The sequence below is a fragment of the Kutzneria sp. 744 genome, assembly GCF_000568255.1.
Taxonomy (GTDB): Bacteria; Actinomycetota; Actinomycetes; order Mycobacteriales; family Pseudonocardiaceae; genus Kutzneria.
This window is the reverse complement of sequence record NZ_KK037166.1, coordinates 10525585-10550690: the sequence shown is the minus strand read 5'-3', so window position 1 is coordinate 10550690 and position 25106 is coordinate 10525585. Positions and strand designations below refer to the sequence as shown.

Genomic DNA, 25106 nt, shown 5'->3' with positions numbered 1-25106 from the left:
GACGTCCCAATGCTCGGCGCTCTTTCCTTGCAATGAGTAACCTTCGCGTGCGAGTGGGCCTGTGTCGTCGCAGCGAGCGGGCATCTTGCAGTGGGTGCTCACCGGCAGCCCGGCATACCAGTTAGCTGGAATCGCCCGCTGTCATTCGGCCACGCCTATGGGCAGCTCCGCCTGCAGCGAGGTACCCCCGCCCGGCGGGCTGGCGAGGGTCACCCGCCCTTCCAGGGCCTCGATCCGGTCGGTGAGCCCGATCAGACCGGAGCCGCGGGCCGGATCAGCACCGCCAACGCCGTCGTCACGGACCGAGATGTGCAGCCGGTCCTCCAGCACGGCCGCCTCGAACCGGACCACCGAGGCCTGCGCATGTTTCGTGGCGTTGGCCAGCGCTTCCGCCACCGTGTAGTACGCCGCCACCTCGACGGGTGGGGCGAGTCGGCCCTCGACCTGCACGTCGAGCTCGACCGGGATGGCCGAGCGACGAGCCAGCGCCCTGAGCGCGGGACCCAGGCCCCCCTCGGACAGGATCGCGGGGTGGATCCCACGCGAGATCTCGCGCAGCTCGTCCACCGTGGCCGCCAACCCGAAGGCGACCTCGGACAGCTCCGCCCGGAGCTCGGGCAACTCGGCAGGCACTCCGGCCTCGACCGTCCGCAGGTCCAGCGCGAGGGAAACAAGTCGCTGCTGGATGCCGTCGTGCAGATCGCGTTCGATCCGCCGACGAGTCTCGTCGGCGGCGGCCACCACGCGCGCACGGGAGGCGGTCAGGTCGAAGCGCGCCTGCGTGTTGGCGATCGCAGTCGCGACCAGGTCGGTGAAATTGGCGAAGCGGTCCTCTGCGTCCTCGGGCAGCGGCTCGTCCGTCGACAGGGCATTCATCACTCCCCACAGGGCCCCTTCGACGAGGATCGGGACCCCGACCGCCGAGCTGACGGCTCCGCCGAGCGCCGCGGCAGGGCCCTCGAAGCGGGCGGGCTCCCCGGTGCGCAACACCTCGGCCGCGACCCCGCCGGCGTCGAGCGTCACGCGGGCTCCGACCGACATGTCGGAGCCGGCCGCCCCCCAGCGCGCGACCACGGTCGCCGTGCCGTCGGCCTCGTAATGCAGCAGCCGCGTGCCGTCGGCGCCAAGGACCCGGCCGGCCTCCTTGGCCACGGCGGTGAAGACAGTGGGCGGCGGCTCCGCGTGCGCGACGAGGGTGGCCACCCGCCGCAGCGCCGCCTGCTCATCGGCGAGCCTGGTGAGCTCGTCGCGGTTCTGTTGGAGCGAGCGCCCCATCCGGTTGAACGAGTGCTCCAGCGTTCGGATCTCGGCTGCTCCGGACTCGGGGATGCGAGCGGTGAGTTCGCCGCCGGCGAGCCGGTCGGCCATGGCCGCCACTCGGCGCACGGGGCGGATGACGGTACGCGTCAGGTAGCCGACGAAAAGCAGGATCAGCAGCACCGCCACGGCGACGCCGACCGGCACCGTGACCTCCACCAGGGCGGCCGTGGCCGTGGCCTGCTCGTCGCGAACGACGGCCACGCCGCGCTCGGTCTGGTCGAGGTGCTCGAACTCGGCACGGACCACGTCCATGCGCCTTTTCCCCTCGTCGATCGCCTCGACACTGCGGACCGAGGGATCGTTGTGGCGCACGGCGTCAACCATGGGCACCGAATACTCCACAAGGTAGGACTCCACGCCCTGCGTGATCCGCCGGGACTGGTCCTTCTGCTCGGGGGTGTCGGACAACCGCAGCAGGTTCGCACTCTCCGCGGGGATCGCCGCGCATGCGGTGTTCCACGGCTCGAGGAAGCGTTCCTCGCCGGTCAGCATGAATCCACGGCCGCCCGACTCGGCGTCGACGAGCAGCCTCTCGAGTCGGCTCGCGCTCGAGAGCACTTCCTGAGAGTGCCTCGCGAGTTGCGCCGTCTCGCGCTCACCGATGCCCTCGCGCAGCAGGACGACAAGCAGGACACCGTCCACGAGCGCGAGCAGGGCGCTCGCGCCGAGCACACGGAAGATCAGGCCGCCCACAGTAGTCTCCCGTACATGGGCTCCAGTACAGTCCGCTCACCCCTCGACGCGAAGGGACTTGCGTACCCAATACGGACAATTGGAAGCGGCGATGCGGCCCGATCCGGGACCAACGGAGGACGGTGCCGCGACCAACCGGAGACGGGTGGTCGTGGCAGACGACGACGTGCTGCTCCGCGAGGGCATAACCAGCCTGCTCAAGCGCTCCGGCTTCGACGTGGTGGGGCAGGCCGGTGACGGCGCCCAACTCCTGGATCTAGTCCAGGAACACCTCCCCGACCTGGTAATCCTGGACATCCGGATGCCACCGACACAGCGCACCGAGGGGCTCGCGGCGGCCCGGACGATCCGCAAGCGGTACCCCCAGATGGGTGTGCTGCTGCTGTCGGCCCACATCGAGGCGGAGCACACGCTGGAGTTGTTGGCCAGCGGGCGGGGCGTCGGCTACCTGCTCAAGAGCCGCGTCGTCGACGTGGACGAGTTCATCGACACGGTGGAGCGGATTGCCAAGGGCCGTGTTGTCGTCGACCCCGTGCTGGTGCAGGACCTGCTCCGCGCCAGTCGCAAGGACGATCCGCTGGCCGTGCTCAGCGCTCGTGAGCGTGAAGTGCTCGCGCTCGTGGCGGAGGGGCGGTCCAACGCCGGCATCGCTCGTCAGCTCTGGGTCACCGAGGGAACCGTCGAGAAGCACGTGCAGCACATCCTCACCAAGCTGCGACTCCCCGACAGCGGGGACGATCACCGCCGCGTGCTGGCGGTCATCACCTTCCTCGAAGCCCGCTAGGCCTGGCCGCCCGTGGCGTGGAGCAGCTCATGGACGGCGCTGGCGGACAGGGAGGACTTGGCGAGAAACCCGAGCGCGGGGCTGTCCGCGATGAGCTCCTCGAAGTCCTCCCGCTGATGGGTCGACACCAGGATGATCCATGGCCCGCTCGCGCCGGCCTGGTCGTCGAACCGATGCTCGTCCAGCCGGCGCGCGAGTTCGAAGCCGCTCTCGTCGCCGAGATCGATGTCGACCAACACGACGTCCGGCCGGAACGTCCCGGCGCGTCGTAACGCGTCGGCGCCGGTCAAGGCGATGTCGACGACCAGTCCCTCGCGTTCGAGCAGCGCCCTGGCGGCCTGGAGGAAGCGAGCACTGTCGTCGACGAGAAGACAGCGCAAGGCCATGACACGAGGATGGCAAGGCTGTCCGCCTCACGCATTCCCGCTAGCCTGAAGCCCGGCTTCGGCGTCGAGGACATCCGGCTGCGTGGTCCGCAGTGACGACGCACGCGGCACGGTCGGCATCATGGCATCGGTGGCGTGTCGGCTCTCGGCACCGGGGCCTGACCGGTGACGGCGGCCTTGTTCGCCGAGTTTGCCGATCAGTTCGAGCTGGGTTTCCAGGTAGTCGAGGTGCTGTTCCTCGTCGGCGAGGAGTTTCTCGCGCGACGTGGCGTTAAGACGCCACTGTCACCGTTGTGCTCGTTCGTCGACCACGGCGCTCGGGCACCGGCGAACCACTCGCGATCCTGCCACGCCCCGGCAACGCCGGTTCCAACACCGCCGCCGAGCACGAGCCGACGACCGCATCCGCACCGCGAAGAACACCGGCCTGACCACCCTGCCGCTGCACGGCTTCGCCCACAACCAGATCTGGATCGCGATCGTCGCGTTGGCCGTCGAGTTGACCGCGTGGACCCAGATGCTCGCGTCGACCGACCACGAGGCCCGGCGTTGGGAGCCCACACGCCTGCGGCTGCGGCTGTACTCCATCGCCGGCCTCATCGCCCGCCACGCCCGGCGCGTCCACCTCCGGCTGGCCGGCCACGCGCCCTGGGCTGATCTGGTCCTGACCGCCTACCAGCGCCTACCTGGCCACCTTGACCATGCCGAACACCGGAAGGAGCACGCGCAACAGCCACCGGTCGTGGTCTCAAGCCAGGCCGTCACCCACACGAAAGTTCCGGGCCAACGCCACGCCGGGGCCGTTGATGGTTCCCACCCATTCAGATGATCTTCGTCGGGCGGAAGCCGTGCCACCCCGGCCGGATGAGGAGATCGACGTTCCGGTCGTGTCACCGTGACCACATGCCGGGTGGTGATCCAGGTAGCGCGAACAGCGGCCATGACAGGCGAGCACACACGTCGCCGAATCAGCCGAGCCGGAAATCCGGAGCGCTGCGGCTGGGAGCGGCGACTCGGCACCAGGTCGTACGGGGAACCCGGGCCAGGGTACGAGCGACGCGCCGTGCACAGCGACGAAAGCCGCTTCGGCAGGTGACGACTCCCACCCTGGCCAGCCGGCCCCCCGCCGCCTCCGAAGCCGCGCCGCGTGCGGGCGCGGTGATGCCACGCGGCCTGGTGATCCTCCTGGGTGCTGGCGCGTCGGTCATCACGGTGGCCGGGATCAGGGTGGCGGCGTGGTTGATCGCGCCGACGTTGCTGGCGCTCGTCATCGTGATCGCGATCAGCCCGGTGCACAAGTGGTTGACGGGGCGCGGGCTCCCCGCCTGGGCCGCGACGCTGGCGCTCGTCCTGTTGGTCTACGGCGTACTCATCGCGTTCGGCGCGGTCGTGATCGTCTCCCTCGCGAAGCTGGCCACGCTGCTGCCCCACTACTCGGATCGGTTCCAAGCGCTCGTCGCAGAAGCCACCCCACGCGCTGGGCCGGCTCGGGGTCGGATCGGCCCAGCTCCGAGACATCGCCGGCGCGCCGGACTTCGGCAAGCTGCTGTCCTCGCTCGGCGCCCTCCTGGTCGACCTGACCGGGATGACGACGAGCGTCGTGTTCCTGCTTGCGCTCCTGCTGTTCCTCAGCATCGAGGCCAGCGGCATCGACGCGAGGCTGCTGGAGATCGCCGCGGACCGCCCACAGGTCAGCGTCGCGCTGAAGGGCTTCGCCCACAGAACCCGGCGATACTTGGTCGTCACCACGATCTTCGGACTAATCGTCGCCGCGCTGGACACGATCGCACTAGCGTGGATGGGCATTCCGCTGGTGGTGCTGTGGGGCCTGCTGTCGTTCGTGACCAACTACATTCCGAACGTGGGGTTCGTCCTGGGGCTGCTCCCGCCCGCCTTGCTCACCCTGCTCGCCAGCGGCTGGCGACCCATGCTCATCGTCATCCTGGTTTACACGGCCATCAATTTCGTGGCGCAGTCGTTGATCCAGCCGCACTATGTCGGGGACGCCGTTGGACTGTCGACCGCCACCGCGTTCATGTCGTTGGTGTTCTGGGCCTGGGTGCTCGGCCCACTGGGTCTGCTGCTGGCGATTCCGGCGACGTTGCTACTCATGGTCGTGCTGGTCGACATCGATCCGCAGGCCGGCTGGGTCGCCGCCCTGCTTCGGGCGCCGCCACGGGCCGAACGCCCTCGGTTGCGCTCGTTCATCCCCATCGCGGGCGTCCGGCGGCGGAGGAGGAAAGCGACCCGACAGCGGCGGCGCCGCGATGATCAGGACCGTTGTGCGGACTGACGGCGACGGTGTAATTCGCACCGACAAACGCCGGATCAACGCGGCGGCGACCGCCAAGCGCCAACCGCGGCCCTGCACGTGATCGTGATCGTGCGCTACTGCCCCGCACCCACGCCTACATCGAACGACGCAGCGCCCAAGGCCTGTCCAAGAAAGACATCATGCGTTGCCTCAAACGCTACGTCCTACGAGAGGTCCACCAAGCGATCATGAAAGACCTCGCACAACACCCCTTGACATCTATAGGAGCATCCACGGCAGGTGTGAGAGCCATCCCGCCGCCGGAGTGCGGGTTCATCAGCAGGACGCCATGACGCGCTGGCCCGGTCCGGCTGACGGCACTGGCAGGTGTGTGCCCCAACGCGGCACTGGTCGCGCCCGCGGACAGCGCGACCAGTGCGGCCACCACCAGGAACCATAGGTGCGCGCAGATCCGGCAGGGCCACGGTGGCGGCCAGCGCGAGCACGGCGGTCACGGCGGCCGGAATACGGCGCCGTCCCCGGTGGACCAGCGCCGCCCACGTGGCGGCGACCGCGCAGTCGACGAGCAGGACGGCGGCGATCAACTCGAGCGGATCGCGCAATAGCAGGGGAACCGTGAGGACGACCGGCGCGGCGCCAGTGGCCAGCGCGGCGAGCGCGAAGCCGCGCCGCGCTGCAGGGGAGCGAACCGCATGCCAGGTCATCACCACACCACCCTCCTGTCGGCGGCCAACACTGTCTCCGAGCCTGCTGCGGCGGGCTTCATCCGGCGCGGGTGAGGCTGAGAGCTTGTCTCATGTGGTTTCGTCGGTGAGGTGCTGATCGTGCTCGTTGTCCTGGTGCTGGCCCCTCAACTGGGCAGTGTCGCGGTCTCGGCCGTGCACGACGAGCGCAGCAGCGAGCTGGGCGGGCAGCAGAACACCTCGGTGCCTTGGTGGGCGGTGCCCCGGCTGTCTCCGACGCGGCACTGGAGACGAACCGGCAGCGGCCGGAGTGCCCGCCCCGGCAGCGCAGGACATCGTCGAGGCGAACCGGGAGTCCCGGATCCAGGGGACGAGGCGCCCGACTCACCCGACCGGGATGAGGAAGGCGCTGTGCCGCCGCCATAGCCTCGCGCATGAAGGCGCCAAGGAGCCTCGGCGGTCTTACCGGGCGGTGCGGGACCGGACCCTGGTCACGCCGCCCGGACCGCGGCTGAGTGAAAGGGGTAGGCGGATGTCCCCCATGCTGTCCGAGGGTGGGCCCGGTCTGGACGGAGCGTTTCCAGGCGAGGCACCGCTGGAGGAGTGGGCGCGGTCGACAGCGGGCCGGCTGCTGGCGGACCTGCCACGGAGATGGGCGCACAGCAAGGGCGTGGGGCACAAGGCCGAAGAAGTCGCCCTCGCCCTCGAACCGGTGGACCGGCCGGTGCTGATCGCCGCAGCATGGTTGCACGACATCGGATATGCCGGCGCGGTACGGGCGAGCGGGCTGCACCAGCTCGACGGCGCGCGCTACCTCGCCGGGCTCGGTGTCGCCGGCCGGGTATGCGGACTGGTGGCCCACCATTCGGGAGCGGCGTCGGTCGCCGCACTGGTGGGCCTCGGTCCCCAGCTCGCGGAGTTCCCGGACGAACGCGGCCCGGTCCGGGACGCGCTGTGGTACTGCGACCTGACCACGAGCCCCGACGGCCTGCCCGTTTCGTTGCGGACTCGGATTGTGGAGTTGTGCGCACGGCGGGGTCCGGACGATCTCGTGGTGCGGGCGCTGGCGGACAACGGCGCAGAGCGGGCGGGTGCGGTACGCCGGACCGAGTCTCTGTTGCTTTCCGTCCATTTCAGACAGAATGGGGAGGCGGAACATGGCCGACCCGCCGGTTGAGCGGATCGCCGGGCGGCGCCGGGCCGCGGGAATCTACGGGGCGATCGTCACCGCGGCCGTCCTGACCGCGGCGGGCGGGCAGCTGCCTACTGTGCCCCTGGCGATCGCGGTCGTGGTCACGCTCCTGGTCTACTGGACGGCCGAGGAATACGCGGAACTGCTGGGCGGGCACGTCCACGACGGCAGGTTCCCCGGGCTGGCGCAGATCGTCGCGGAACTGCGCGCGACCTGGCCTATGGTGACGGCCTCCTACGGCCCGCTCGCCGTGCTGCTGCTGGTCCGGCTGGCAGGTGCCTCGCCGGTGACCGCGGCCAACTCTGGGCTGACCGCAGCGGTGGCGCTGCTGGTGTACCACGCGTGGTCGGCGGCGCGGGCCGCCCGGCTGCGTGGTCCGACGCTGATCGGGGCGACCTGTGTGGCCGGGCTGCTCGGCGTCGTCATGATCCTGATGAAGAACCTCGTTCTGGTTCACCTGCACTGAAGGGAATCCAGTCGGTGTTCGTCTCTTTGCGGAACGCGGCCACGGCGGAGTCGATGGTGGGGTAGAAATGGGCCGGATCAAGGGTACGGGTCAGGTCGTAGCGGTCGATCTTGCGCCGCACCGGGTCCTTCAGCTCGGCGAGCACCAGATGGGTGCCGCGTTTGTTGAGCTCGTCGTCGAGGTCGCGCAGCATGTCGGCCGCGGTGGTGTCCACATCGGTCACTGGCTCGGCGGCCACGACGATCCAGCGGGGCGCAGGGCTTGTTGCCGCCAGCCGGCGGATCTCGTCGCGGAACGTCTTGGCGTTGGCGAACATCAGCGGCGCGTCGAACCGGAAGATCACCAGGCCGGGCAGTCGGAGCGCCTGCGGGTAGGAGCGGACGTCGTGGAAGCCGGGCAGGTTCGAGACCTTCCCGAGCACCGTCTGGTAGGGCAGCCACGCGTGCCGGAACACGTTCAGGATCGAGAGGACCACCGCGATCGCGATCCCGGGCAGCACACCGAGCAGAGCGACTCCGGCCAGTGCGGCGGCCGACAGCAGGAACTCGGTCCGTCGTTGCCGCCACAGCCTCACCGTTCCCGGCACGTCGGCCAACGACAGCGCTGCGGTGATCACGATCGCGGCGAGCACGGGCTGGGGAAGGTTCCGGAACAGTCCGGGCACGACCACGATCATCACCGTGATCAGGACGGCGCCGACGACTCCGGCCAGCTGGGTCCGTGCCCCGGCCTGCTGGGCGACCACGGTCCGCGAGCCACTGGCGCTGACGGGGAAACCCTGAAAGAGCCCAGCCGCCAGGTTCGCCACCCCGATTCCGGCCATCTCCCGGTTGCCGTGGATCTCCTGCCCGGTGCGTACGGCGAACGCCGAGGCCGTGGAGATCGTGTCCGCCAGCGACACCACCGCGATGCCCAGCGCTCCGCCGAACAGCGGCGCGAGATTCGAGAGGCTCACGTCCGGGACGGTCGGCGGCGGAAAGCCGCTCGGCAGGACACCGACCAGTTGTACGCCGTGCGCTGCCAGGTCGAACAGCGCAACCGCGGTGATCGCGAGCAGGACGACGACCAGGACTGCGGGAATCTTGCGCACCCGGCGTTGCAGCACCAGGATCACCGCGATACCGCCGACTCCCACCGCGGCGGCCGCGCCGACCACCTCGCCGTCGGCGATTCCCCGCACCACGGCGCCGATCTCGGCGATGAGGCCGTCCGCGTCGACGCTGAACCCGCACAGCTTGGGCAACTGGCCCACCACGATGGTGAGCGCCAGCCCGTTGAGATACCCGATCATCGTGGGCTTCGAGATGAGATCGGCGATGAGACCGAGCTTCGCGACCGCGGCGACGATCATGATGGCCGCGACCATGATCGCCAGCATCGACGCGAGCGCGACGGCGCGCGCCGGGTCTCCGTCCGCCGCGACCAGCGGCAGGATCGTCGCGGCGATCATCGACCCGAGCGCGGAATCCGGACCCAGCACGAGGAGCCTCGACGGTCCGAACACCGCATAGCCCAGCAGGCACAGGATGGACGTGTACAACCCGGTGATCGCGGGCAACCTGGCGAGTTCCGCGTAGGCCATGCCCTGCGGCACCAGCAGCGTCGTGAGGGCGACACCCGCGACGAGGTCCTTGGCCAGCCAGTGGCGCCGATAGGACTTGACCTGCCGCAGACCGGGAATCCACTGGGACATGGCGCCGATCCCTTCAGTGGGCGGGCGGTTCCCGCGACGATAGCCGGGACGCGGACGTCTGTCCCGAGGAACTCGCCCTCAGTCGTGGGGACGAAAGACCCTTGATGGAAAAGGAAAATCTGCCGAGCCTCGACCGGAGGCCGGAACCGAGGAGGCGTCGTAATGAACGACGTACGGGCCAAGCGGATCGCGAACTTCATCGGGCCGCTGCGCGTCGAGCCGGGTTCGAAGGTCAGCCTTGCCAAGGACTTCGACCCCGCCTTCAAGGCCGGAGTCACGAAGAAGCGGGACGGCCGCGAGCTGTTGCGGACCGGGGTCGAACTGCTCGCCGAGTACCAGCGCAGGCTGGCCGCGGAGAAGATCCACGGGGTGCTGTTGTGCCTACAGGCGCTCGACGCTGGCGGCAAGGACGGCACGATCCGGCACGTGATGAGCGGAGTCAACCCGCAGGGCGTGAAGGTGAGCAGTTTCAAGGTCCCCTCGGCTGAGGAGCTCGACCACGACTACCTGTGGCGCTACGCGTGCCGGTTGCCCGCCCGCGGTGAGATCGGGATCTTCAACCGGTCGCACTACGAGGAGGTCCTCGTCGTCCGGGTGCACGCGGAGAACCTCGACCGGCAGCGCCTTCCCGGCGCGTCTGTGGGCAAGGACATCTGGGCACGGCGGTACCGCGAGATCAACGAGTGGGAGCGGTACCTGACCGAGAACGGGTTCGCCGTGGTGAAGCTCTTCCTCAACCTGTCGTGGGAGCAACAGCGCGCGCGGTTCCTGAAGCGGATCGACGTGCCCGACCGGAACTGGAAGTTCTCCGCCGCCGACATCCGGGAACGGCGCTTCTGGAAGAACTACCAGCAAGCGTTCTCCGAGATGCTGTCGGCGACGAGCAAACCCTGGGCGCCGTGGTATGTGATCCCGGCGGACCGGAAGTGGTTCGCACGCCTGTGCGCCGGCGCGGTGCTGGCGCACACGTTGATGGAAATCGATCCCCAGTACCCGCGCGTGAGCGACGAGGCTCGGGACGAGCTCAGCATGGCCAGGGCGGAGCTCGAGGCCGAGGAGAAACCTCCCACGACGGCGGGCGGTTCACGCCGAGCCCGCGGAAAGGTCACGAGATGACGCAACCTTTCGACGTCCCGATGCCGGTCGGACCGTGGTACGCCCGCACCGCCGAGGAGGCCGTCGCCTCGCTCGGTGCCGACCCCTCCTGCGGGCTTTCCGCCGCCCGCGCAGAGGAGTTGTTGCGCGCCAACGGTCCCAACGCGTTACCGGAGGAGAAACCTCGGCCGGGCTGGCTGCGTTCCTCGAGGAGTACCGCAGCTACATGCAGATCATTCTGGTCGTCGCCGCGGTGGTCTCGCTGGCGATAGGGCAGTGGACCACGGCGATCCTGCTGATGGTCCTGACTGTGGTGAACGCGGTTGTCGGGTTGCGGCAGCAGGGCAAGGCCGACAGCGCGATGAAGGCGCTGAGGTCGATGATGAAGGCGACCGCCAGGGTGTTCCGGGACGGGGAAGAGGCGGTCGTCGCGGCGGAGAACCTCGTCGTGGGCGACGTCGTGCTCATCGCGGCCGGTGATCAGGTGCCCGCGGACGGGCGGATCCTGCGCGCCAGTTCGCTGCAGATCGACGAGTCCGCCCTGACTGGCGAGAGCGTGCCCGCCGCCAAGAGCACGCAGGCTCTCCCGTCCGGCCGGCCCGCTCCGGGGGACCAGGTGAACATGGCGTTCATGCACACCCCGGTCACCCACGGCAGCGGCATGATGGTCGTCACCGCGACGGGCGCCGCCACGGAGTTGGGCCGGATCTCCGGGATGCTGTCGGCGACGCCGCCGGAGCAGTCACCGCGGACTCGGGAGCTCAACCAGCTCACCCTGTGGATCGCCGCCGCCGCGGGCTGACCATGATCGTGATGTTCGTGCTCGGGCTCAGTCGGGGGCAGGCATGGGACACGCTGTTCGTCAGCGCGGTCGCGCTGGCGATCGCCGCGATCCCGGAGGCGCTGCCGACCGTCACTCAGACCATCCTCTCACTCGGCGGCGTCGACCTGGCCAAGCGCAACGCGATCATCCATCCTGCCCTATTTGATGGCCAGCGACGCGACGCTCGTCGACGGAAAGGTCGTCGGTGATCCCACGGAAGGGGCCCTGCTCGTGCTGGGGCACAAGGCCGGCCTCGACGTCGACGCCAGCGGCCCGCGGTTGGTCTGACCGCACGTGACTATGGTGAGCTACGGGTACTACATCCGAGATCTTGAACCCGATGGGCTGACACCGCGTGGGGATCGGCGTGGCCGAGGTTGTGACGGTTGAGGACATCACCGGCTGGGACGCGGATCTTCGGGCGCTGACCGATGGCTTGAGCTGGATGTTCAACCGCCCGGAGCTGAACGTGACGTGATGCCCGCGTGGGAACCTGTGGCTCCCACGCCGGACTTGGAATCCGGATTGTTCGACAGGATCTGCATTCTCCATCCCCTCGAAGCCTCGCCCGGTGTAGTGCAGGAAGACGTCGTCCAGGCTGGGTCTGGTCACGGTGACCGCATCCACGCGTACGCCGGGATGTACTGCCTGTCCTGGTCGAGAACCAGGCCGCGAGGTTTGACCTGAGCGAACGTCACGTCCGAGGATCGACGTCCGTGGCGGCGATCGGCCGGCAGGGCCGCGATCGGACGCGGTGCGGGACGGTCGGTGTGCTGGTGGTCGGACAGCAGCCCCGCGGTGGCGCGGATGGTGTCGTCGAGGATCTCGCGGCGGTGCCGAGGTAGCGAGCCAGGCTGCGCCAGTTCTTCAGGTGCCCGATGCCATGCTCGACACGAACTCGCTTCCTGGCGTGTGCTTTCCGTTGTGCGGCACGGTTCAGATGCGGTCGCGTCACCTGCCGTGTTCGCCCCCGGCGCGAGTTGCGGTCTGACCGCCGCACGGCGGTCAGACCGTTGAACTACGTCCGTCGGGCCGTCAGAAGTCGCCGGTGACACAGGCCAGCCGGGCGCCCGCCGTACCGGCCTTTCCGGGGTCGGTATGAGTGCCCTCGGCATGGATTACCACGGAGCCGGCGTGCCGCTGCGTGAACTGCCAGTTCACGGTGGAGATGGTCCAGGCGTTACCGTGCCGGTCGGTGGTGAAGTCCAGCCAGATCTCGTTCTGCGGGTTGGCGTAGGCCGGATCGACCGAGGGCTGTACCGGGTCCGGCACGTTCTGGTAGTGCCCACCGGCGTCGTCGGCCTTGGCGCCGCACTGCTTCTGGTGCACGTGCGCGCCGTACTGGTGGTTGGCCAGCAGGCCCTCGACATAGAGGAACACCATGGTCTTGCCGTCCGCGGTGGGCACGGCCCGCACGGTGGCGCTCGATCCCACCGGGACGAGGGCGGGGGCATAGGTCACGGCTTTGGCGTCGGGCCGGTAGTTCTCGAAGTCGACCGAGGTGTCCGCCGGAGGGGTCGGCGCGGGCTCGGCCGGCGCCGTCCCGACGGTGCCCAGCATGGCGGCGGTCATCGTGAGCAGAATGACAAGAGGTTTGCATCCCATGGGTTTTCTCTATCGTGATCCGGCGCCGCGGGCAAGGGTTCACCCTTCTGGCTGGCGTCCGCGAGGCGTAACGGGGGCCGATGAGAAGGACGAATTCTCCGGCGGCACCTCAGCCTGGATCCACCGATTTGGTTGTGTGTGAACTGCGGGAATGAGGACGCGGGTGCCTGTCCTGGTCGAAAACCCTGTCACTGGCTGTGAGCTGGGGTTTTAGGCGGCGAGTTGGTACTCGTTGAGCAGTCCTCCGAGGCGCTTCCTGCGCTTGATCAGGTCCGGCGTGGTGGGCAATGGGATCACCTTCGGGTCATCATCAGGTGCGCGTAGCCCAATGCCTTGACCTTGGTGACTGCGGCCGGCGTTGTAGTGCTCGACGTAAACGTCGAGCACATCGCGAAGGTGGCGGCGGCCGATGATGAGAATCCGGTCGGTGCATTCGCGGCGGACGGAGGAGATCCACCTCTCGGCGATCGCGTTCATCCGCGGTGCCTGCGGCGCGGTGCACACCACGTCACCCAGGCTCCGGTCGGGTGGTCGGTGACGCCGAGCAGATGGACCCGGCGGGTGCGGTGCTCGATCACAGAAGCCGCGTACAGGCGTTTCAAGGCCACGGCGTCGACGTGAAAGAAGTCGACCGCGAGCAGACCGTCGGCCTGGGCGCGCAGGAACGTGCGCCACGTGTCGTCGCGACTGGACGGTGGCGGGATCCGGTAGCTGCGCAGGATCCGACGGATGGTGGAGGCGGCGACGCGGTGCCCGAGCCGACGCAGCTCGCCTTGGATGCGGACCACGCCCCAGACCCGGTTCTCCGTCGCCAGGCGGACGATCAACGCGGTGATCTCGTCACTGATCGGCGGCCGACCCGGCGGCTTCGGCTGACGCCACCTGCCGGCCACCAGGCACCGGTGCCACCGCAGCAACGTGGCGGGAGCGACGATGCGGCACGAACGCAGGGTTTGGGGAGGAGTCGGGACAGGGCCGCGAGCACCGCCCGGTCGGCCCAGGTGAGCTGCGGGCGTGGGTTGGTGCGGCGCAGCACCGCGACCTCGTGGCGCAGCACGAGTATCTCCGCGTCCTTGGATGCTGAGGACCGGGCGAGAAGCGCCAGCCAGGACAATCCCTGGGCCAAGGCCTGGTACAGCAGTCGAGCAACCACGGCCCACCGATCATCAAATGCGGCATATCAGCTGACCAAGGCTACTGACCGGATTCTCGACCAGGACAGGCCCGGCGCGAATGCACCTGCAAGCTGGTCGACGTCGACGCCGCACTGATTGGTGCCCGTACGGTGCTGGAATCCGATGACGACATGCTTGTTCTCGACGGGAACCAGAAGATCATGGGCCCGCGCGCATCCGGGGCGTTTGTCCGGGTCCAGCTCATCGTCCAGCCTGACGGATACTGACAACTGGGCGGCTCGGTCGAGCACGGGCTCATCGTGGAGGGATGGCGGGCGTGCCGAAATCCGAATCTCGGGGTCGGCGACCATCCGAGTGGAAATGTGAACCCCACAACCGCAGCCCGATCCGGCACAAGCCGTCGTCGCCGCACCCGACGGCGCCCCACGCACTGAGCTCGTGCAACAGCTGGTGCGCGGTCGACAACGGCATGCCGGCCCGCTGGCGAGGTCGCTCAGGGACAGCTCGCTGTGCTACGGGCCGAACGCGTCCAGCAACTGCAGCGCACGGCCGATCACCGGCCCGGTGGGACGGCCTCTCCTCGATGCGCCCACGTCCGTGATTTCCGGCGCCGGCCGGTGGCCGGGCAACCGGTCAGTGGCCGGCGAACTGCACGTTCGTGGCCTGGAGGACATCGGGCTTGACCGGTAGTGCGGCCACAACCAGGCGCTGGCCGTATATGTCGGTGAGGGCGATCGGCTTGCCACAGCCGGCGCCGCTCTCGGACAGGAAGTAGTTGTAGTCGGCCCGGTGCAGCGGCTGCCACTGCCCGCCGACCTGGACCTCCATGCGGGCCACGGGATTGCGGTGGTCGATGACCTGGATCCCGCACCACCACTGGGTGGAACCGGTCTTGTAGCGAATCGAGATGTTCTTCGGCAGGGCCGGGCTCACCAGCGTCCAGGTGATCGGAATCTCGCCCTCGACCGGCGGAGCCAGCCGGGCGAACGCCGCCGCGCTCAGGTCCAGCTGCCCGACCCGGCACGGCGCCGGGCAGAGGTTGGTGATCCGCACCGTCAGGCTGGCCCCGCCGGCCGCCTGAACCAGCACATAGGCGCCGCAGGCCTGGGAGCCCTCGAAGTCCGTCGAGTTCATCGCGGCGGTCAGCGGGTCGGGGCCGGGGTCGTACGAGCACGCGCCGCCGCCGTCGGAGTCGTAGAACGTCGCCACGCCGGCGTGGGGCACGCCGGGCTCGATTCTCCCGGCCGGCGACGCCCCGGCCACGGCGGACGACGTCGTGCTCGAAGTCGTCGTCTTCGAGGCGGTGCTGGTGGTGGTGCTGGCCGGCGGCGTGGTCGAGGTGGACGTGGCCGAGGGTGGGGCTTTCGCCTCCACCACAGCGACCGGTTGACCCGCGATGGCCGTCCGGTCGCTCAGCGCGACCGCGCCCGCGGTTCCCGCGACCGCAATCAGCAACGCGGCCCCTGCGGCCACGGACCATCTTCTCGACAACACGAACTCCTATGCGAAAAGAGAAAGGTGACGTCGACCGCGCGATCGCGCCAAACCGTCGACGACCGGGCAAGCCCCGTATCCCCGAGGCGGGAAAGCGTCACCGGCAAGTGCAGGTCGGTCCCCGTCCATCGGCTTCTCATCCGGCCGGCCAACGGGTTGTCGAAATTATCGAAGATCGGTGCGGTTGAGACCTGCCAGCCCGGTTCACAACGTGACCCGCCGAATGTCCTTCTCCGGAAAGGGTTCCCACAGTGCGCGGAAGTGACCGAACAACGACCACGTCTCTGGTCCCCGCTGGAGCGTTGGCGCTCATGGAGCCACAGCGAGTTCGAAGACCGTGGTCTGGTGGTAGACCTCGCCGGGGCGGAGCACGGTGCTCGGGAAATCCGGCCGGTTCGGGGAGTCTGGGAAGTGTTGCGGCTCAAGGGCGAAGCCGGCGCCGCGATGATAGGGCCGGCCGCTGGTGCCGATCAGCTCCGGCGTGAGGAAGTTGCCCGAATAGAACTGGAGGCCTGGCTCGGTCGTCCACATGGTCAACTGTCGTCCGGAAACCGGGTCATGGGCCCGTGCGGCGAAGGACAGCGGGTCGGTGCGGTCGAGCACCCAGTTGTGGTCGTACCCCTGTCCGATCGCCAGTTGTGGATCCAGGGTGTCGATCCTGGCGCCGATCTCGGTCGCGCGGCGGAAGTCGAACGGCGTGCCGTCCACCGGCTGCGGATCGCCGGTGGGGATCAGGTTTTCATCGGTTGGACAGAATCGGCTCGCGTTGAGCATCAGCGACTGTCCGTAAACGTCGCCCGTGCCCTCGCCGGCGAGGTTCCAATACGTGTGATTGGTCAGGTTGAGCACCGTCGGCGCGACCGCGGTGGCACGGTAGGTGATGCTCAGCCGGTCGCGCGCCTCCAGGCGATAGGTGACGTCGGTGGTCACCGTCGCGGGAAAGCCCTGGTCCCCGTCCGGGCTGACCAGCGTGAGCCGTACCCCGACGCTCGCGGTGTCGCGGATCTCGGTCGCCGACCACACTCGGGTGTCAAATCCCGCCGGACCGCCATGCAGGCTGTTCTTCCCGTTGTTGAGGGGAGTCCGGTAGACGACGCCGTCCAGGGTGAACCTGCCGCCGGCGATCCGGTTGGCGTACCTGCCGATCAGCGCCCCAAGGAAGACCCTGGCCGCGCCCGGCTCGTTGTTGGCGACATAGCCCTCGAGTCCGGCGAACCCAAGCACCACATTGCCCGGCAACCCGTCGCGATCCGGCGCCTCCAACGACTGGATCACCCCGCCGTAGTCGAGAACACGCACGGTGAGCCCGCCGGGCCACGCCAGAACGTACCGATGGACGTCGGTGTCCCCGACCCGCCCGAAGAACTCCCGGCTGAGTTCGGGCGCGGTCGCCGTGAAGCGGGCCATCAGACGAACTCCTCGCTGGTTCGGTCCAGGGGTCGGCGAGTTCCTTCTGCCCGCTCCGACGCCGCCGGACAAGTTGTTAGCGCTAACACAACGCCGCCGCGTCGACACTAAGATCCGCAACGGCCAGCGGTCAAGAGCACGCGAGATCTCCCCGTTCATTCGCCTACCTCCGCGCGGACCCTGCGGGGCTCGAAAGTCCTCGCTGCAGCTCAGGCCACGTATCGATACTCGCCGACGACTCGAGATTGTCCCGAGGTTCGTGGAACTTCGGTGGCGGCCCATGATCGTCAGGCTGCGGTCACACGCCCATCATGCCTCACAACACCGGCGGTTTCGGTCGCGACATGCCGTTCGAGCGCGACCCGTAGCGCGGGCAGGTGCAGATGCCCGTTGACACGGCGGAACTGCTTGCCAGCCTCGACCATGCCCGCAGCACACCAACGCAACGCCATCTTCCCGTCACGCCAGCGTTTCACGTTGCGGGCATGCTCGCGGCAGATAGAGATCATCGACTCGATGGCGTTGGTAGAGCGCAAGGTTCGCGCCAACGTCGGGGACACCTCTAGCCGTAGCACCGTCAGCGTCTCATCTAGCCCTTCGCGCACCGAAGCGGCCGCACCAGAATGTGTGCGGTCCAACTCCGCGGCCAGCGCCTCCAACTGAGCCTGAGCGGCCAGGGCACCCTCAGCGTGGTAGGCATCACGCATTCGACGCTGTACCACCGACTTCAGCTTCTCAGGCAGCTTGTCGACCACATTCCTGACCTTGTGTAGTTGACACCTCTGGATCACCGGATGATCAAAAACGTCCTTGATCGCGCGGTGCAGCGCCTTCGAGCCGTCGACCACCGCCAGGACCGGGCGGGTGACATCTAGACCCCGCTCCCGCAGACTCACGATCAACTCGGTCACCAAGGTGGCGTTCTCGGTCGAGCCCTCCACCAGCGCCAGCGGGTACTTGGTGCCGTCGATGCCGATCCCCAACGCCACGACGCAGCAGTGCTCGGCGAAATGCACCCCGTCGACCATGAACGCCACCAGATCCAGTGTGGACAGATCAGCCGACAGCAGATCGGCCAACGCGGTCTCGGTCGCGGCCACGAACTTCCGCGACACCGCCGACTTACTGACCGCCGTAGCGGCGTCGGTGACCTGGGCACCCACCGGTTCCAGGCCGGCGGTGTAGCGGCGGGTCGACAGCCCGGCCAGCATCCTCTCCAGCGCCATCCGGCCCAGCACCTCGGTGTCGTTGACCGCCTCGTAGCTGGCCACCGGCAGCTCACCGGAGCCATCAGCCGCGCGCATCCGGGGTCGGGTAACCGGCACGCGCCGTCCGCCCAGGGGCACCGACCCTCGCTCGTGGCCGTGGCGCACTGCGGCCCGGTCCGGATCGTGCTGGCCCCGCGGCCCGCACATCGCGGTCACGTCCGCGTCCATCATCGCGGTCAACACCTGCATGCCAGCGCCCACCGCGAGCGCGAGCAGGCCCTCGCGCAGGTCGGCGGCGATCTCGTCCAGCGCGATACTGATCCGCTCGGGCACGGCGATCCGGGTCGAGTCGATCTCCGGTGTCTGGTACTGCTTATCCACGGCGGTCCCCTTGCTTGTCGGGTTGTCCTGGCAGACGCCCAACACCTACCTCATGGCAGGTCTCAGGCGGGGGACCGCCACCTCAGAACTTCCACGAGACCTGGGACAACCTCGACGACTCCGGCGAGGACTCAAGTCCGCAAGAGGCCGCAGGCCTTGACCTTCGGGCACGGCCCAGCGTTGCTGCTGCCCCTCAGGTGTTTGCCGGCTCCAGGAGCAGGAGCGAAATAGGAGCGCCGTACCTACTACAACGGCGCCAATCCCCCATCATCCGATGCCAACAGACCCACAGCACGCAGCAGATTCTCTGCTTTCGCAGGTCAGCGCATCACTCGGGCACGACTGCGGGTCAAGGGGTCGCAGGTTCAAATCCTGTCGTCCCGACGGTCGACGAAGACCCGCCAGGCCAGGGCAGATGCTCAGGTCAGCGGGCCTTTTTCATGCCCGTTGATGATCTTCAGACAATTGTCCACAGTGGACCCAAAACCCCGCCAGAGCCCACAAATAGGAGCGAAACAGAAGCGTGTGCCTCCAAGTTTTTACGTAACACCGTTACAGGGTCGCGGTTCGCGCCACCTGACAGGGTGGATCTGCCAACCGACACCAACGAACCGCAACTGCCCTGAACCTCGTACGGCCAACGACCGTTCGTGACCGTTGACCGCCGTTGACGGCGTTGACGTCTGCTCCCGCCCCGACGTGCCCGATAGCCGCCCTATCAGCTTGCCGCCGCCGGTCCACACCTGTCTGGGTCCGTTGCAGGGTCACTGAGCCAGCCGAAGACGCGGTTCACCCAGGCGCGTATCACCGACTTCGCCGACGACGCCAGGCGCGCGCAGGTTCGAGCCCTGCCACAGAAACCTAACCGGACCTCCTCTACGTCCTGGGTGTGTGCGCCTCGCCGTGGCGTCGGTGAGGCGACGGGGACCTTCAGGGCGGCTGGTGATCCGGTCAGGCCGCCGTCGTGTCGGGCTGCAGGGCGGGGCCGAGCAGGAGCCCGCCGTCCGCGACGAACTCCGAGCCCGTGACGAACGATGCGTCGGCCGAGGTGAGGTAGAGCAGGAGTGTGGTGATGTCGGCCGGGGTTCCCATCCGGGGGATGGCGTACGGCTCGGGCGAGTAGAAGTCGGCGATGGGCGGCTGGCCGGCGATCGGTTCGTTGATCAACGGGGTGGAGATGACGCCGGGGTGGATGGAGTTGACCCGGATGCCGTCTCGGCCCAGCTCCAGCGTGGCGGTCCTGGTGAGCCCGCGCAACGCCCACTTGCTGGCGACATACGGCGCGTAGAGCGAGGTGCCGACGTGGGCCATCGTGGAGGCGATGTTGACGATCACTCCGCCGCCGTTGCGGCGCAGTGACGGCGTCACGGTCTTGATGGCGAGAAACGTGCCGGTGAGGTTGACGTCGAGTATGCGGTCCCAGACCCGCCGTTCGATGGCCTCGATCGGCACCGCGGGGTTCTGGACGCCAGCGTTGTTGACCAGCACCGCGATCGGACCGAACCGGCGTTCGGTCTCGGTGACCGCCGCCGCCCAGGCGTCCTCGTCGGTGACGTCCAGGCGGACGAACAGTGCCCGCTCGCCTCATGACGACGGAGCCCTCGCCCTACCACCGGCGCGTCGCCGAGCAGAAGCGGGCGGCCATCGTCGAGGCCGCCACCCGACTGTTCCTCGACGCCGGGTACGCCGGCACCTCACTGGCCAAGGTCGCCGAGGCGGCCGGGGTGTCGAAGGCGACTCTGTTCAAGCAGTTCCCGACCAAGGCGGTGCTGTTCGACGCGATTGTGACGGAGTCCTGGACGGTCGAGGACGATGGCGACCTTCGCCCACCGACGGGCGACCTGCGGGCGGGCCTGACGGCGATCGGCCGCCGGTACGTCACCCTCCTCACGCGGCCCGGCATGGCGGCCCTCTTCCGCATCGTCATCGCCGAACTGCCGCGCTTCCCCGAGTTGGGCGAGGCCCACTTCGCGCACGGCAAGATGCCCTACTTCGACTCGGTACGCCGCTATCTCGACACCGAGAACGCCCTGGGAACGGCCAAGCTGAACGACACGGAACTGGCAGCAACCCAGTTCCTCGGGATGATCTCCAACTACGTCTTCTGGCCCCGGATGCTGCTCATCAACTGGTCCCCTGACGACGCATCGATGGCACACGTCGTGGACGAGGCCGTACTGATGATGGAGGCCAGATACGGCGCGGCGAACACCACCAACTGAAGCAGCCGTGCGCAGCGCGTGAAGGTTGATCGGCGGGCGGCAACGGTGCTCGGACCGAACCAGCATCACAACGAACGCTGAGGAAAGGGGTTGGTCGAGAGGGAGGAGTGCGAGACCGACCGGCGCAGCGGCCACCTTCCACCTCGCAGCCACCGGCCGAGCAGCCATCGAACAGGCTGCCCCGACCACGTGGACGCGGTCCGCACGCTGGTTTTCGAGGCACTGTCGTCCGAGCAGGTGACACAGCAGGCCGACCTGACCGGCCACCTCATCAGCCACCTGAGCGACAACCGCCGAACCGGTGACACCGCCCACCGGTGAGACCTTGCCTCGCCGTGGCTTCAAGCTCCCCGAGCCTATCTGCGCTGATCGGGTTGTTCGGCGTGGTGCCCAGGTGATGCGAATATTGCGGGATGACCTCGAACCCCTTCTGGCCAGCGGGTTTGCGGACAATCTCGATGGTGGTTCGCGGCGTGGTTGCAAGCACGGAGACCGACGCGCAGTACGAGGGCTGTCTGAGCTTCTTCGATGTCCGCTGCCTGGTTCCCCGGCCGCTGGTGATCCACGGTGAGCACACCGAGGTCACCGGAGAGAAGAAGATCACGATCTTCGACCGGGGCATCGCTCGCCTTGTCTCACACGAGATCGATCACCTGCACGGTGTCCTGTGCCGTGATCACCTGGTTGAGGAGACTCAGCCCGTCCCCGTCGAGCAGTACCGCGGCACTGGCCAGACCTGGAGCTACAACGGGCATTCGTGACGTCAGCGGCGCCCCCGAGTTCGGTCCGCCGGGAGCAGCTTGGACTGGCTTCATCGCGGCGGGCGGGGCCGGCGGGTTGGTCGTGTCCGCCGGCGCCACGCGACCGGTTCGACAACTGTCTCAGAAGTCGATCGAAGGCATCCTGGAGCGGCTGATAAGGACAGAGTCGACAGGCGGTAGTTCACCGCACTCAGCCCGCTCGTGCACGCTTCGCAGGAGTCGCGGGTTGTCACCGGCCTGGCCCGGCGGCACGATCCGCATCGGCAGACCACGCGTCGACCGACACATGGACTTCGGTGCTCAGCCCACCCCGGGACCGGCGCCGCCACACGCGCGCGAGCCAGCACCGCAGGGCCGGGCGACCCCATACCATCGCCTCGATCCGCCGACTGGTCTTGCGTGTGGCTGCCGAGGACCCTTCGCGGGGATACCGCCGCATCCACGGTGAACTCGCCCTCCTCGGCGTCACCGTCGCCACGTCAGCGGTATGAGAGATCCTCAAGACAGCCGGCATCGAGCAGTCCCCGCAGCGCGCGACCGTGACCTGGGCTGCCTTCCTGCGTTGCCAGGCTGAGGCGATTCTGGCGATGGACTTCATCGAGACCGTCACCCTGACCGGGCAGCGGCAGTGGCTCTGAGCCGCTGAACGCGCTCGGGTCGGCATGCAGCTCGCCGTTCGGGAACCGGGCCCGCATCGCGTGCGCCCAGTGCAGCGCGAGCGCCGTCTTGCCCACGCCGCCCTGCCCGGTCAGCATCACCACCCACCCGTCTGGGCCTCGATCAGCAGGTCGTCCATGACTGCCAGCTCGGCCCGCCGGCCGGTCAAGTGCATCGGCGGGGCGGCAACTGCCGGGGCCGGGTCGGACGGTCCACGACGGTGGCCGTGTGCACGTTCACATCGCCGCGAATGACCTTGGCCTGCACGACATGCGATGGCGTCGGCGCTCACCTCGTTCTCCACGGCACCCCCGTCCCGCAGTCGAACTTCCAACGGTGGGGGACCGCGGTCGGGCATCGGATCCACCCAGACGGGCCCGGCCTGCCACCCGCGGCTCTGCCGAATCTCCGGGTACGCGCGGCACTTCGGCCCCGGCACCGGAACCGGCCCCGGTGCCGGTTCCGCGATCGAACGCCGGACCGGGAAGTCAAACAATATCCAACAGCTGCCCGGTTCCCCCTTGCGAACCGCCTGCACACCAGGCTAAGAACGTGGTTGCCTGATTGCTTCCGTTCGGTTACGAGCGGTTTTTCAACACGCCCGCCCATGACCGAACAGTTCCGGGTTCCCTGCTCCTGGATGGAGGAACAGTTCGATGGGCGTACTCCCGAGACGCGGCGTCGTCGGCTTCGCCGCGGCCCTGCTCGTCGCGACCGCCGTTCCGCTGGTCACCGCGCCGGCGGCGGACGCGCTGGCCAACGGATTGGCCAAAACCCCGCAGCTGGGCTGGAACGACTGGAACGCGTTCGGCTGCGACGTGAGCGCGGCGCTGGTCGAGCAGACCGCGGACGCCATGGTGGCCAACGGCATGCGCAAGGCCGGCTACCAGTACGTCAACATCGACGACTGCTGGCTGGAGAAGCAGCGCGACGCCGCGGGCAACCTCGTGCCGGACCCGGTGAAGTTCCCGGACGGTATCAAGGCGGTCGCCGACTACGTGCACGCCAAGGGACTCAAGCTCGGCATCTACGAGGACGCCGGCACCGCGACCTGCGCCGGCTATCCCGGCAGCCTCGGCCACGAGAAGCAGGACGCGGCGAGCTTCGCCAGCTGGGGCGTCGACTACCTCAAGTACGACAACTGCAACAACGCCGGCAGCAGCACCACCCAGCAGTACATCGACCGGTACAGCGCGATGCGGGATGCGCTCGCCGCCACCGGCCGGCCGATCCTGTACAGCCTGTGCGAATGGGGCGTCAACCAGCCGTGGACGTGGGGTCCGCAGGTCGGCAACTCCTGGCGCACCACCGGGGACATCAACGACAGCTACGGCAGCATGCTGTCGATCTTCCAGCAGAACGTGTGGCTCTACCCGTACTCCGGGCCGGGCGCGTGGAACGACCCGGACATGCTCGAGGTCGGCAACGGGCACCTGACCACCGCCGAGTACCGGGCCGAGTTCAGCCTGTGGGCGGCAATGAACGCGCCGCTGATCGCCGGCACCGATCTGCGCCACATCAGCGCCGCCGACCTCGCCATCTACACCAACGCCGATGTCATCGCCGTCGACCAGGATCCGTTGGCCAAGCAGGCGGTTCCGGTGCCGGCCAGCGGGAAGCCCGCCGGGAACAACGGGTTGTGGGTGTTGTCCAAGCCGCTGTCCGGCGGCGACCGGGCCGTGGTGCTGTTCAACTCCACCGGCACGACCGCCACGATCGGCACCACCGCGAGCGAGGTCGGCCTGCCGAAGTCGAACGACTACCAGCTGCGGGACCTCTGGTCACACAACACCACCGAGACGGCTGGCGCCATCACCGCCGCCGTGCCGGCGCATGGCGTCGTGATGTACCAGGTGTCGGCCGGCAGGGTGGGCTCCAACGTCGGCCCGAACGTGATACTCGGGCAGAGCGACCTGACCGGCGCTGAGCCCGGAAAGCCGGTCAGCGTTACGGAATCCTTCACCAACAACGGCCGCACCGTGGTTCGGGCGGCCGACCTGGCGCTGACCGGCCCGGCCGGCTGGTCGATCACGGCGACCGGCCCGACCCGGTTCACCGGCGTCGGCACGGGACGGACAGTGACCGCCCAGTTCACTGTGACGCCACCGACTCCGACGACTCCGATCGAGACGGACACGCTCACCGCTACCGCCAACTACCTGTGGCGTGACCGGCAGGGCACCGTGTCCACCAGCCAGCAGGCCCAGCTCGTCTCGCCGGTGCAGGCGCCGTACGCGACGTACTCGTCGGCGACCGACGCGCCGGCGCGGTTCGGTCAGGTCGGCGGCGACTTCGCGATCTCCGGGGCGGGCCAGGACGTGTGGTCCGGCAACGACAACTACTCCGCCATCTACCGGTCCGGCGTGGTCGGCACGGCGGCCACGGTGGAAACCGAGGTCACCTCAACGGCCGCGCTCAGCGGTTACGCCAAGGCCGGCATCATGGTGCGCAACAGCATGACCGCCGCCGGCTCCGGGCCGGAGGGCGTGATCCTGTACGTGTCGCCGTCCGGCGGCATCCAGCTGGAGTGGAACAGCGACGGCAACCCGTACATCGACTCCGTGACCCCGGGCAACGGGACCATTCCGGCCGTGGTTCCGGTGCACCTCAAGCTGGTTCGGGCCGGCGCGAGCTACACCGGCTACTACTCCACCGACGGCCAGAACTGGACGACCGTCGGCACCGCGACCGTGGCCGGACAGGCAGCGACCCAGGACGCCGGCTTGTTCGTGGTATCGGCCTCGGCCGGATCACCGGCCCTGGTCGGCTACCACGGCTTCACGGTGAGCTGACCGGTAGCGCCAGGGCGGTGCCGACGAGCATCA

The 25106-nt window shown here is 68.4% G+C and carries 26 protein-coding genes and 2 pseudogenes; 15 read left to right on the top strand and 13 right to left on the bottom strand.

The genetic code is table 11. The features are described 5' to 3' along the window. Positions 1–141: 141 nt before the first annotated feature. The gene (locus KUTG_RS54950) at positions 142–2013 is read right to left on the bottom strand and encodes a CHASE3 domain-containing protein (protein WP_052396301.1); all 1872 of its coding nucleotides are present in this window, start codon (positions 2011–2013) and stop codon (positions 142–144) included. Positions 2014–2104: 91 nt separating this feature from the next. On the opposite strand from KUTG_RS54950, the gene KUTG_RS47890 reads away from it, so the two are divergent. Further along, on the top strand, positions 2105–2797 hold the full coding sequence (locus tag KUTG_RS47890; RefSeq protein ID WP_052396300.1) for a response regulator transcription factor: 693 nt from the start codon (positions 2105–2107) through the stop codon (positions 2795–2797). On the opposite strand, the gene KUTG_RS47885 is transcribed toward KUTG_RS47890, so the two are convergent. Then, positions 2794–3183: a response regulator gene (locus KUTG_RS47885; RefSeq protein WP_043726609.1), complete on the bottom strand. Its 390-nt coding sequence runs from the start codon at positions 3181–3183 to the stop codon at positions 2794–2796. The two genes, KUTG_RS47890 and KUTG_RS47885, sit on opposite strands and share 4 nt — an antisense overlap. A gap of 370 nt (positions 3184–3553) precedes the next feature. On the opposite strand from KUTG_RS47885, the pseudogene KUTG_RS57515 reads away from it, so the two are divergent. The 3 genes and pseudogenes from KUTG_RS57515 to KUTG_RS65580 form a co-directional block, all read left to right on the top strand. Then, positions 3554–3868, top strand: a pseudogene (locus KUTG_RS57515) (transposase); the annotation flags it as partial. A 140-nt stretch (positions 3869–4008) separates the two neighbouring features. Further along, positions 4009–4593 (top strand): annotated as a pseudogene (locus KUTG_RS66840) (AI-2E family transporter); the annotation flags it as partial. A 175-nt stretch (positions 4594–4768) separates the two neighbouring features. Beyond that, entirely contained in the window at positions 4769–5476 is a 708-nt protein-coding gene (locus tag KUTG_RS65580) for an AI-2E family transporter (protein WP_063753656.1), read from the top strand. A 185-nt stretch (positions 5477–5661) separates the two neighbouring features. On the opposite strand, the gene KUTG_RS57505 is transcribed toward KUTG_RS65580, so the two are convergent. Next, entirely contained in the window at positions 5662–6168 is a 507-nt protein-coding gene (locus KUTG_RS57505) for a hypothetical protein (RefSeq protein ID WP_198047605.1), read from the bottom strand. 505 nt (positions 6169–6673) lie between these two features. Here KUTG_RS57505 and KUTG_RS47870 point away from each other — a divergent pair. After that, complete coding sequence (locus KUTG_RS47870; RefSeq protein ID WP_369794604.1) at positions 6674–7318, top strand: HD domain-containing protein; 645 nt, start codon at positions 6674–6676, stop codon at positions 7316–7318. Then, positions 7299–7799, top strand: coding sequence for a hypothetical protein (locus KUTG_RS47865; RefSeq protein ID WP_043726608.1), 501 nt, complete (start codon positions 7299–7301; stop codon positions 7797–7799). The genes KUTG_RS47870 and KUTG_RS47865 overlap by 20 nt, the downstream gene beginning before the upstream one ends. Here KUTG_RS47865 and KUTG_RS47860 read toward each other — a convergent pair. Next, positions 7756–9492, bottom strand: a complete 1737-nt coding sequence (locus KUTG_RS47860; protein ID WP_043726607.1) for a SulP family inorganic anion transporter — start codon at positions 9490–9492, stop codon at positions 7756–7758. The genes KUTG_RS47865 and KUTG_RS47860 overlap by 44 nt on opposite strands. Before the next feature lie 162 nt (positions 9493–9654). Here KUTG_RS47860 and KUTG_RS47855 point away from each other — a divergent pair, with 162 nt between their 5' ends. The 5 genes from KUTG_RS47855 to KUTG_RS65565 all read left to right on the top strand — a co-directional run bounded on the left by KUTG_RS47855 (position 9655) and on the right by KUTG_RS65565 (position 11888). Next, complete coding sequence (locus KUTG_RS47855) at positions 9655–10608, top strand: polyphosphate kinase 2 family protein (protein ID WP_043726606.1); 954 nt, start codon at positions 9655–9657, stop codon at positions 10606–10608. Beyond that, positions 10605–10859, top strand: coding sequence for a cation-transporting P-type ATPase (locus KUTG_RS64815; RefSeq protein WP_369794603.1), 255 nt, complete (start codon positions 10605–10607; stop codon positions 10857–10859). The genes KUTG_RS47855 and KUTG_RS64815 overlap by 4 nt, the downstream gene beginning before the upstream one ends. After that, positions 10814–11389, top strand: coding sequence for an HAD-IC family P-type ATPase (locus KUTG_RS65575; protein WP_052396297.1), 576 nt, complete (start codon positions 10814–10816; stop codon positions 11387–11389). Before KUTG_RS64815 ends, KUTG_RS65575 begins: the two co-directional genes overlap by 46 nt. Positions 11390–11391: 2 nt before the next feature. Beyond that, positions 11392–11619: a P-type ATPase actuator domain-containing protein gene (locus KUTG_RS65570; protein WP_255360990.1), complete on the top strand. Its 228-nt coding sequence runs from the start codon at positions 11392–11394 to the stop codon at positions 11617–11619. Positions 11620–11765: 146 nt separating this feature from the next. Beyond that, complete coding sequence (locus tag KUTG_RS65565; RefSeq protein ID WP_255360989.1) at positions 11766–11888, top strand: hypothetical protein; 123 nt, start codon at positions 11766–11768, stop codon at positions 11886–11888. Between the two features lie 557 nt (positions 11889–12445). Here the strand turns inward: KUTG_RS65565 and KUTG_RS47845 are convergent. The 8 genes from KUTG_RS47845 to KUTG_RS47820 form a co-directional block, all read right to left on the bottom strand. After that, positions 12446–12982 carry a superoxide dismutase family protein gene (locus KUTG_RS47845; RefSeq protein WP_157495314.1) on the bottom strand — a complete coding sequence of 179 codons (537 nt, stop codon included), beginning with the start codon at positions 12980–12982 and terminating at the stop codon, positions 12446–12448. A 243-nt stretch (positions 12983–13225) separates the two neighbouring features. After that, positions 13226–13492: a transposase gene (locus KUTG_RS64810; protein WP_232241334.1), complete on the bottom strand. Its 267-nt coding sequence runs from the start codon at positions 13490–13492 to the stop codon at positions 13226–13228. Continuing rightward, a complete protein-coding gene (locus KUTG_RS64805) occupies positions 13489–13908 on the bottom strand; it encodes a helix-turn-helix domain-containing protein (protein WP_232241333.1) in 420 nt (139 codons plus the stop codon). Before KUTG_RS64805 ends, KUTG_RS64810 begins: the two co-directional genes overlap by 4 nt. A 287-nt stretch (positions 13909–14195) precedes the next feature. Beyond that, positions 14196–14441 (bottom strand): hypothetical protein, encoded by a 246-nt coding sequence (locus tag KUTG_RS59955; protein WP_157495313.1) that lies wholly within the window; start codon positions 14439–14441, stop codon positions 14196–14198. 343 nt (positions 14442–14784) lie between these two features. After that, the gene (locus KUTG_RS47835; protein ID WP_232241332.1) at positions 14785–15375 is read right to left on the bottom strand and encodes an expansin EXLX1 family cellulose-binding protein; all 591 of its coding nucleotides are present in this window, start codon (positions 15373–15375) and stop codon (positions 14785–14787) included. Positions 15376–15954: 579 nt separating this feature from the next. After that, entirely contained in the window at positions 15955–17211 is a 1257-nt protein-coding gene (locus tag KUTG_RS47830) for an aldose epimerase family protein (protein ID WP_232241331.1), read from the bottom strand. 128 nt (positions 17212–17339) lie between these two features. Further along, complete coding sequence (locus tag KUTG_RS47825; protein ID WP_043729001.1) at positions 17340–18641, bottom strand: IS256 family transposase; 1302 nt, start codon at positions 18639–18641, stop codon at positions 17340–17342. Between the two features lie 951 nt (positions 18642–19592). After that, positions 19593–20213 (bottom strand): SDR family NAD(P)-dependent oxidoreductase, encoded by a 621-nt coding sequence (locus KUTG_RS47820; protein WP_198047902.1) that lies wholly within the window; start codon positions 20211–20213, stop codon positions 19593–19595. A 14-nt stretch (positions 20214–20227) separates the two neighbouring features. Here KUTG_RS47820 and KUTG_RS47815 point away from each other — a divergent pair, with 14 nt between their 5' ends. The 3 genes from KUTG_RS47815 to KUTG_RS47810 all read left to right on the top strand — a co-directional run bounded on the left by KUTG_RS47815 (position 20228) and on the right by KUTG_RS47810 (position 21624). Beyond that, on the top strand, positions 20228–20863 hold the full coding sequence (locus KUTG_RS47815; protein WP_043726598.1) for a TetR/AcrR family transcriptional regulator: 636 nt from the start codon (positions 20228–20230) through the stop codon (positions 20861–20863). A gap of 189 nt (positions 20864–21052) precedes the next feature. Further along, a complete protein-coding gene (locus KUTG_RS65560; RefSeq protein ID WP_255360988.1) occupies positions 21053–21184 on the top strand; it encodes a hypothetical protein in 132 nt (43 codons plus the stop codon). Positions 21185–21336: 152 nt separating this feature from the next. Continuing rightward, positions 21337–21624, top strand: a complete 288-nt coding sequence (locus KUTG_RS47810; protein WP_232241330.1) for a peptide deformylase — start codon at positions 21337–21339, stop codon at positions 21622–21624. A 479-nt stretch (positions 21625–22103) separates the two neighbouring features. Here the strand turns inward: KUTG_RS47810 and KUTG_RS59945 are convergent, their stop codons facing one another. Then, positions 22104–22379, bottom strand: a complete 276-nt coding sequence (locus tag KUTG_RS59945; RefSeq protein ID WP_157495311.1) for a hypothetical protein — start codon at positions 22377–22379, stop codon at positions 22104–22106. A gap of 558 nt (positions 22380–22937) precedes the next feature. Here KUTG_RS59945 and KUTG_RS47805 point away from each other — a divergent pair. Further along, a complete protein-coding gene (locus KUTG_RS47805) occupies positions 22938–25073 on the top strand; it encodes an NEW3 domain-containing protein (RefSeq protein ID WP_052396295.1) in 2136 nt (711 codons plus the stop codon). The last annotated feature ends 33 nt before the right edge of the window (positions 25074–25106 follow it).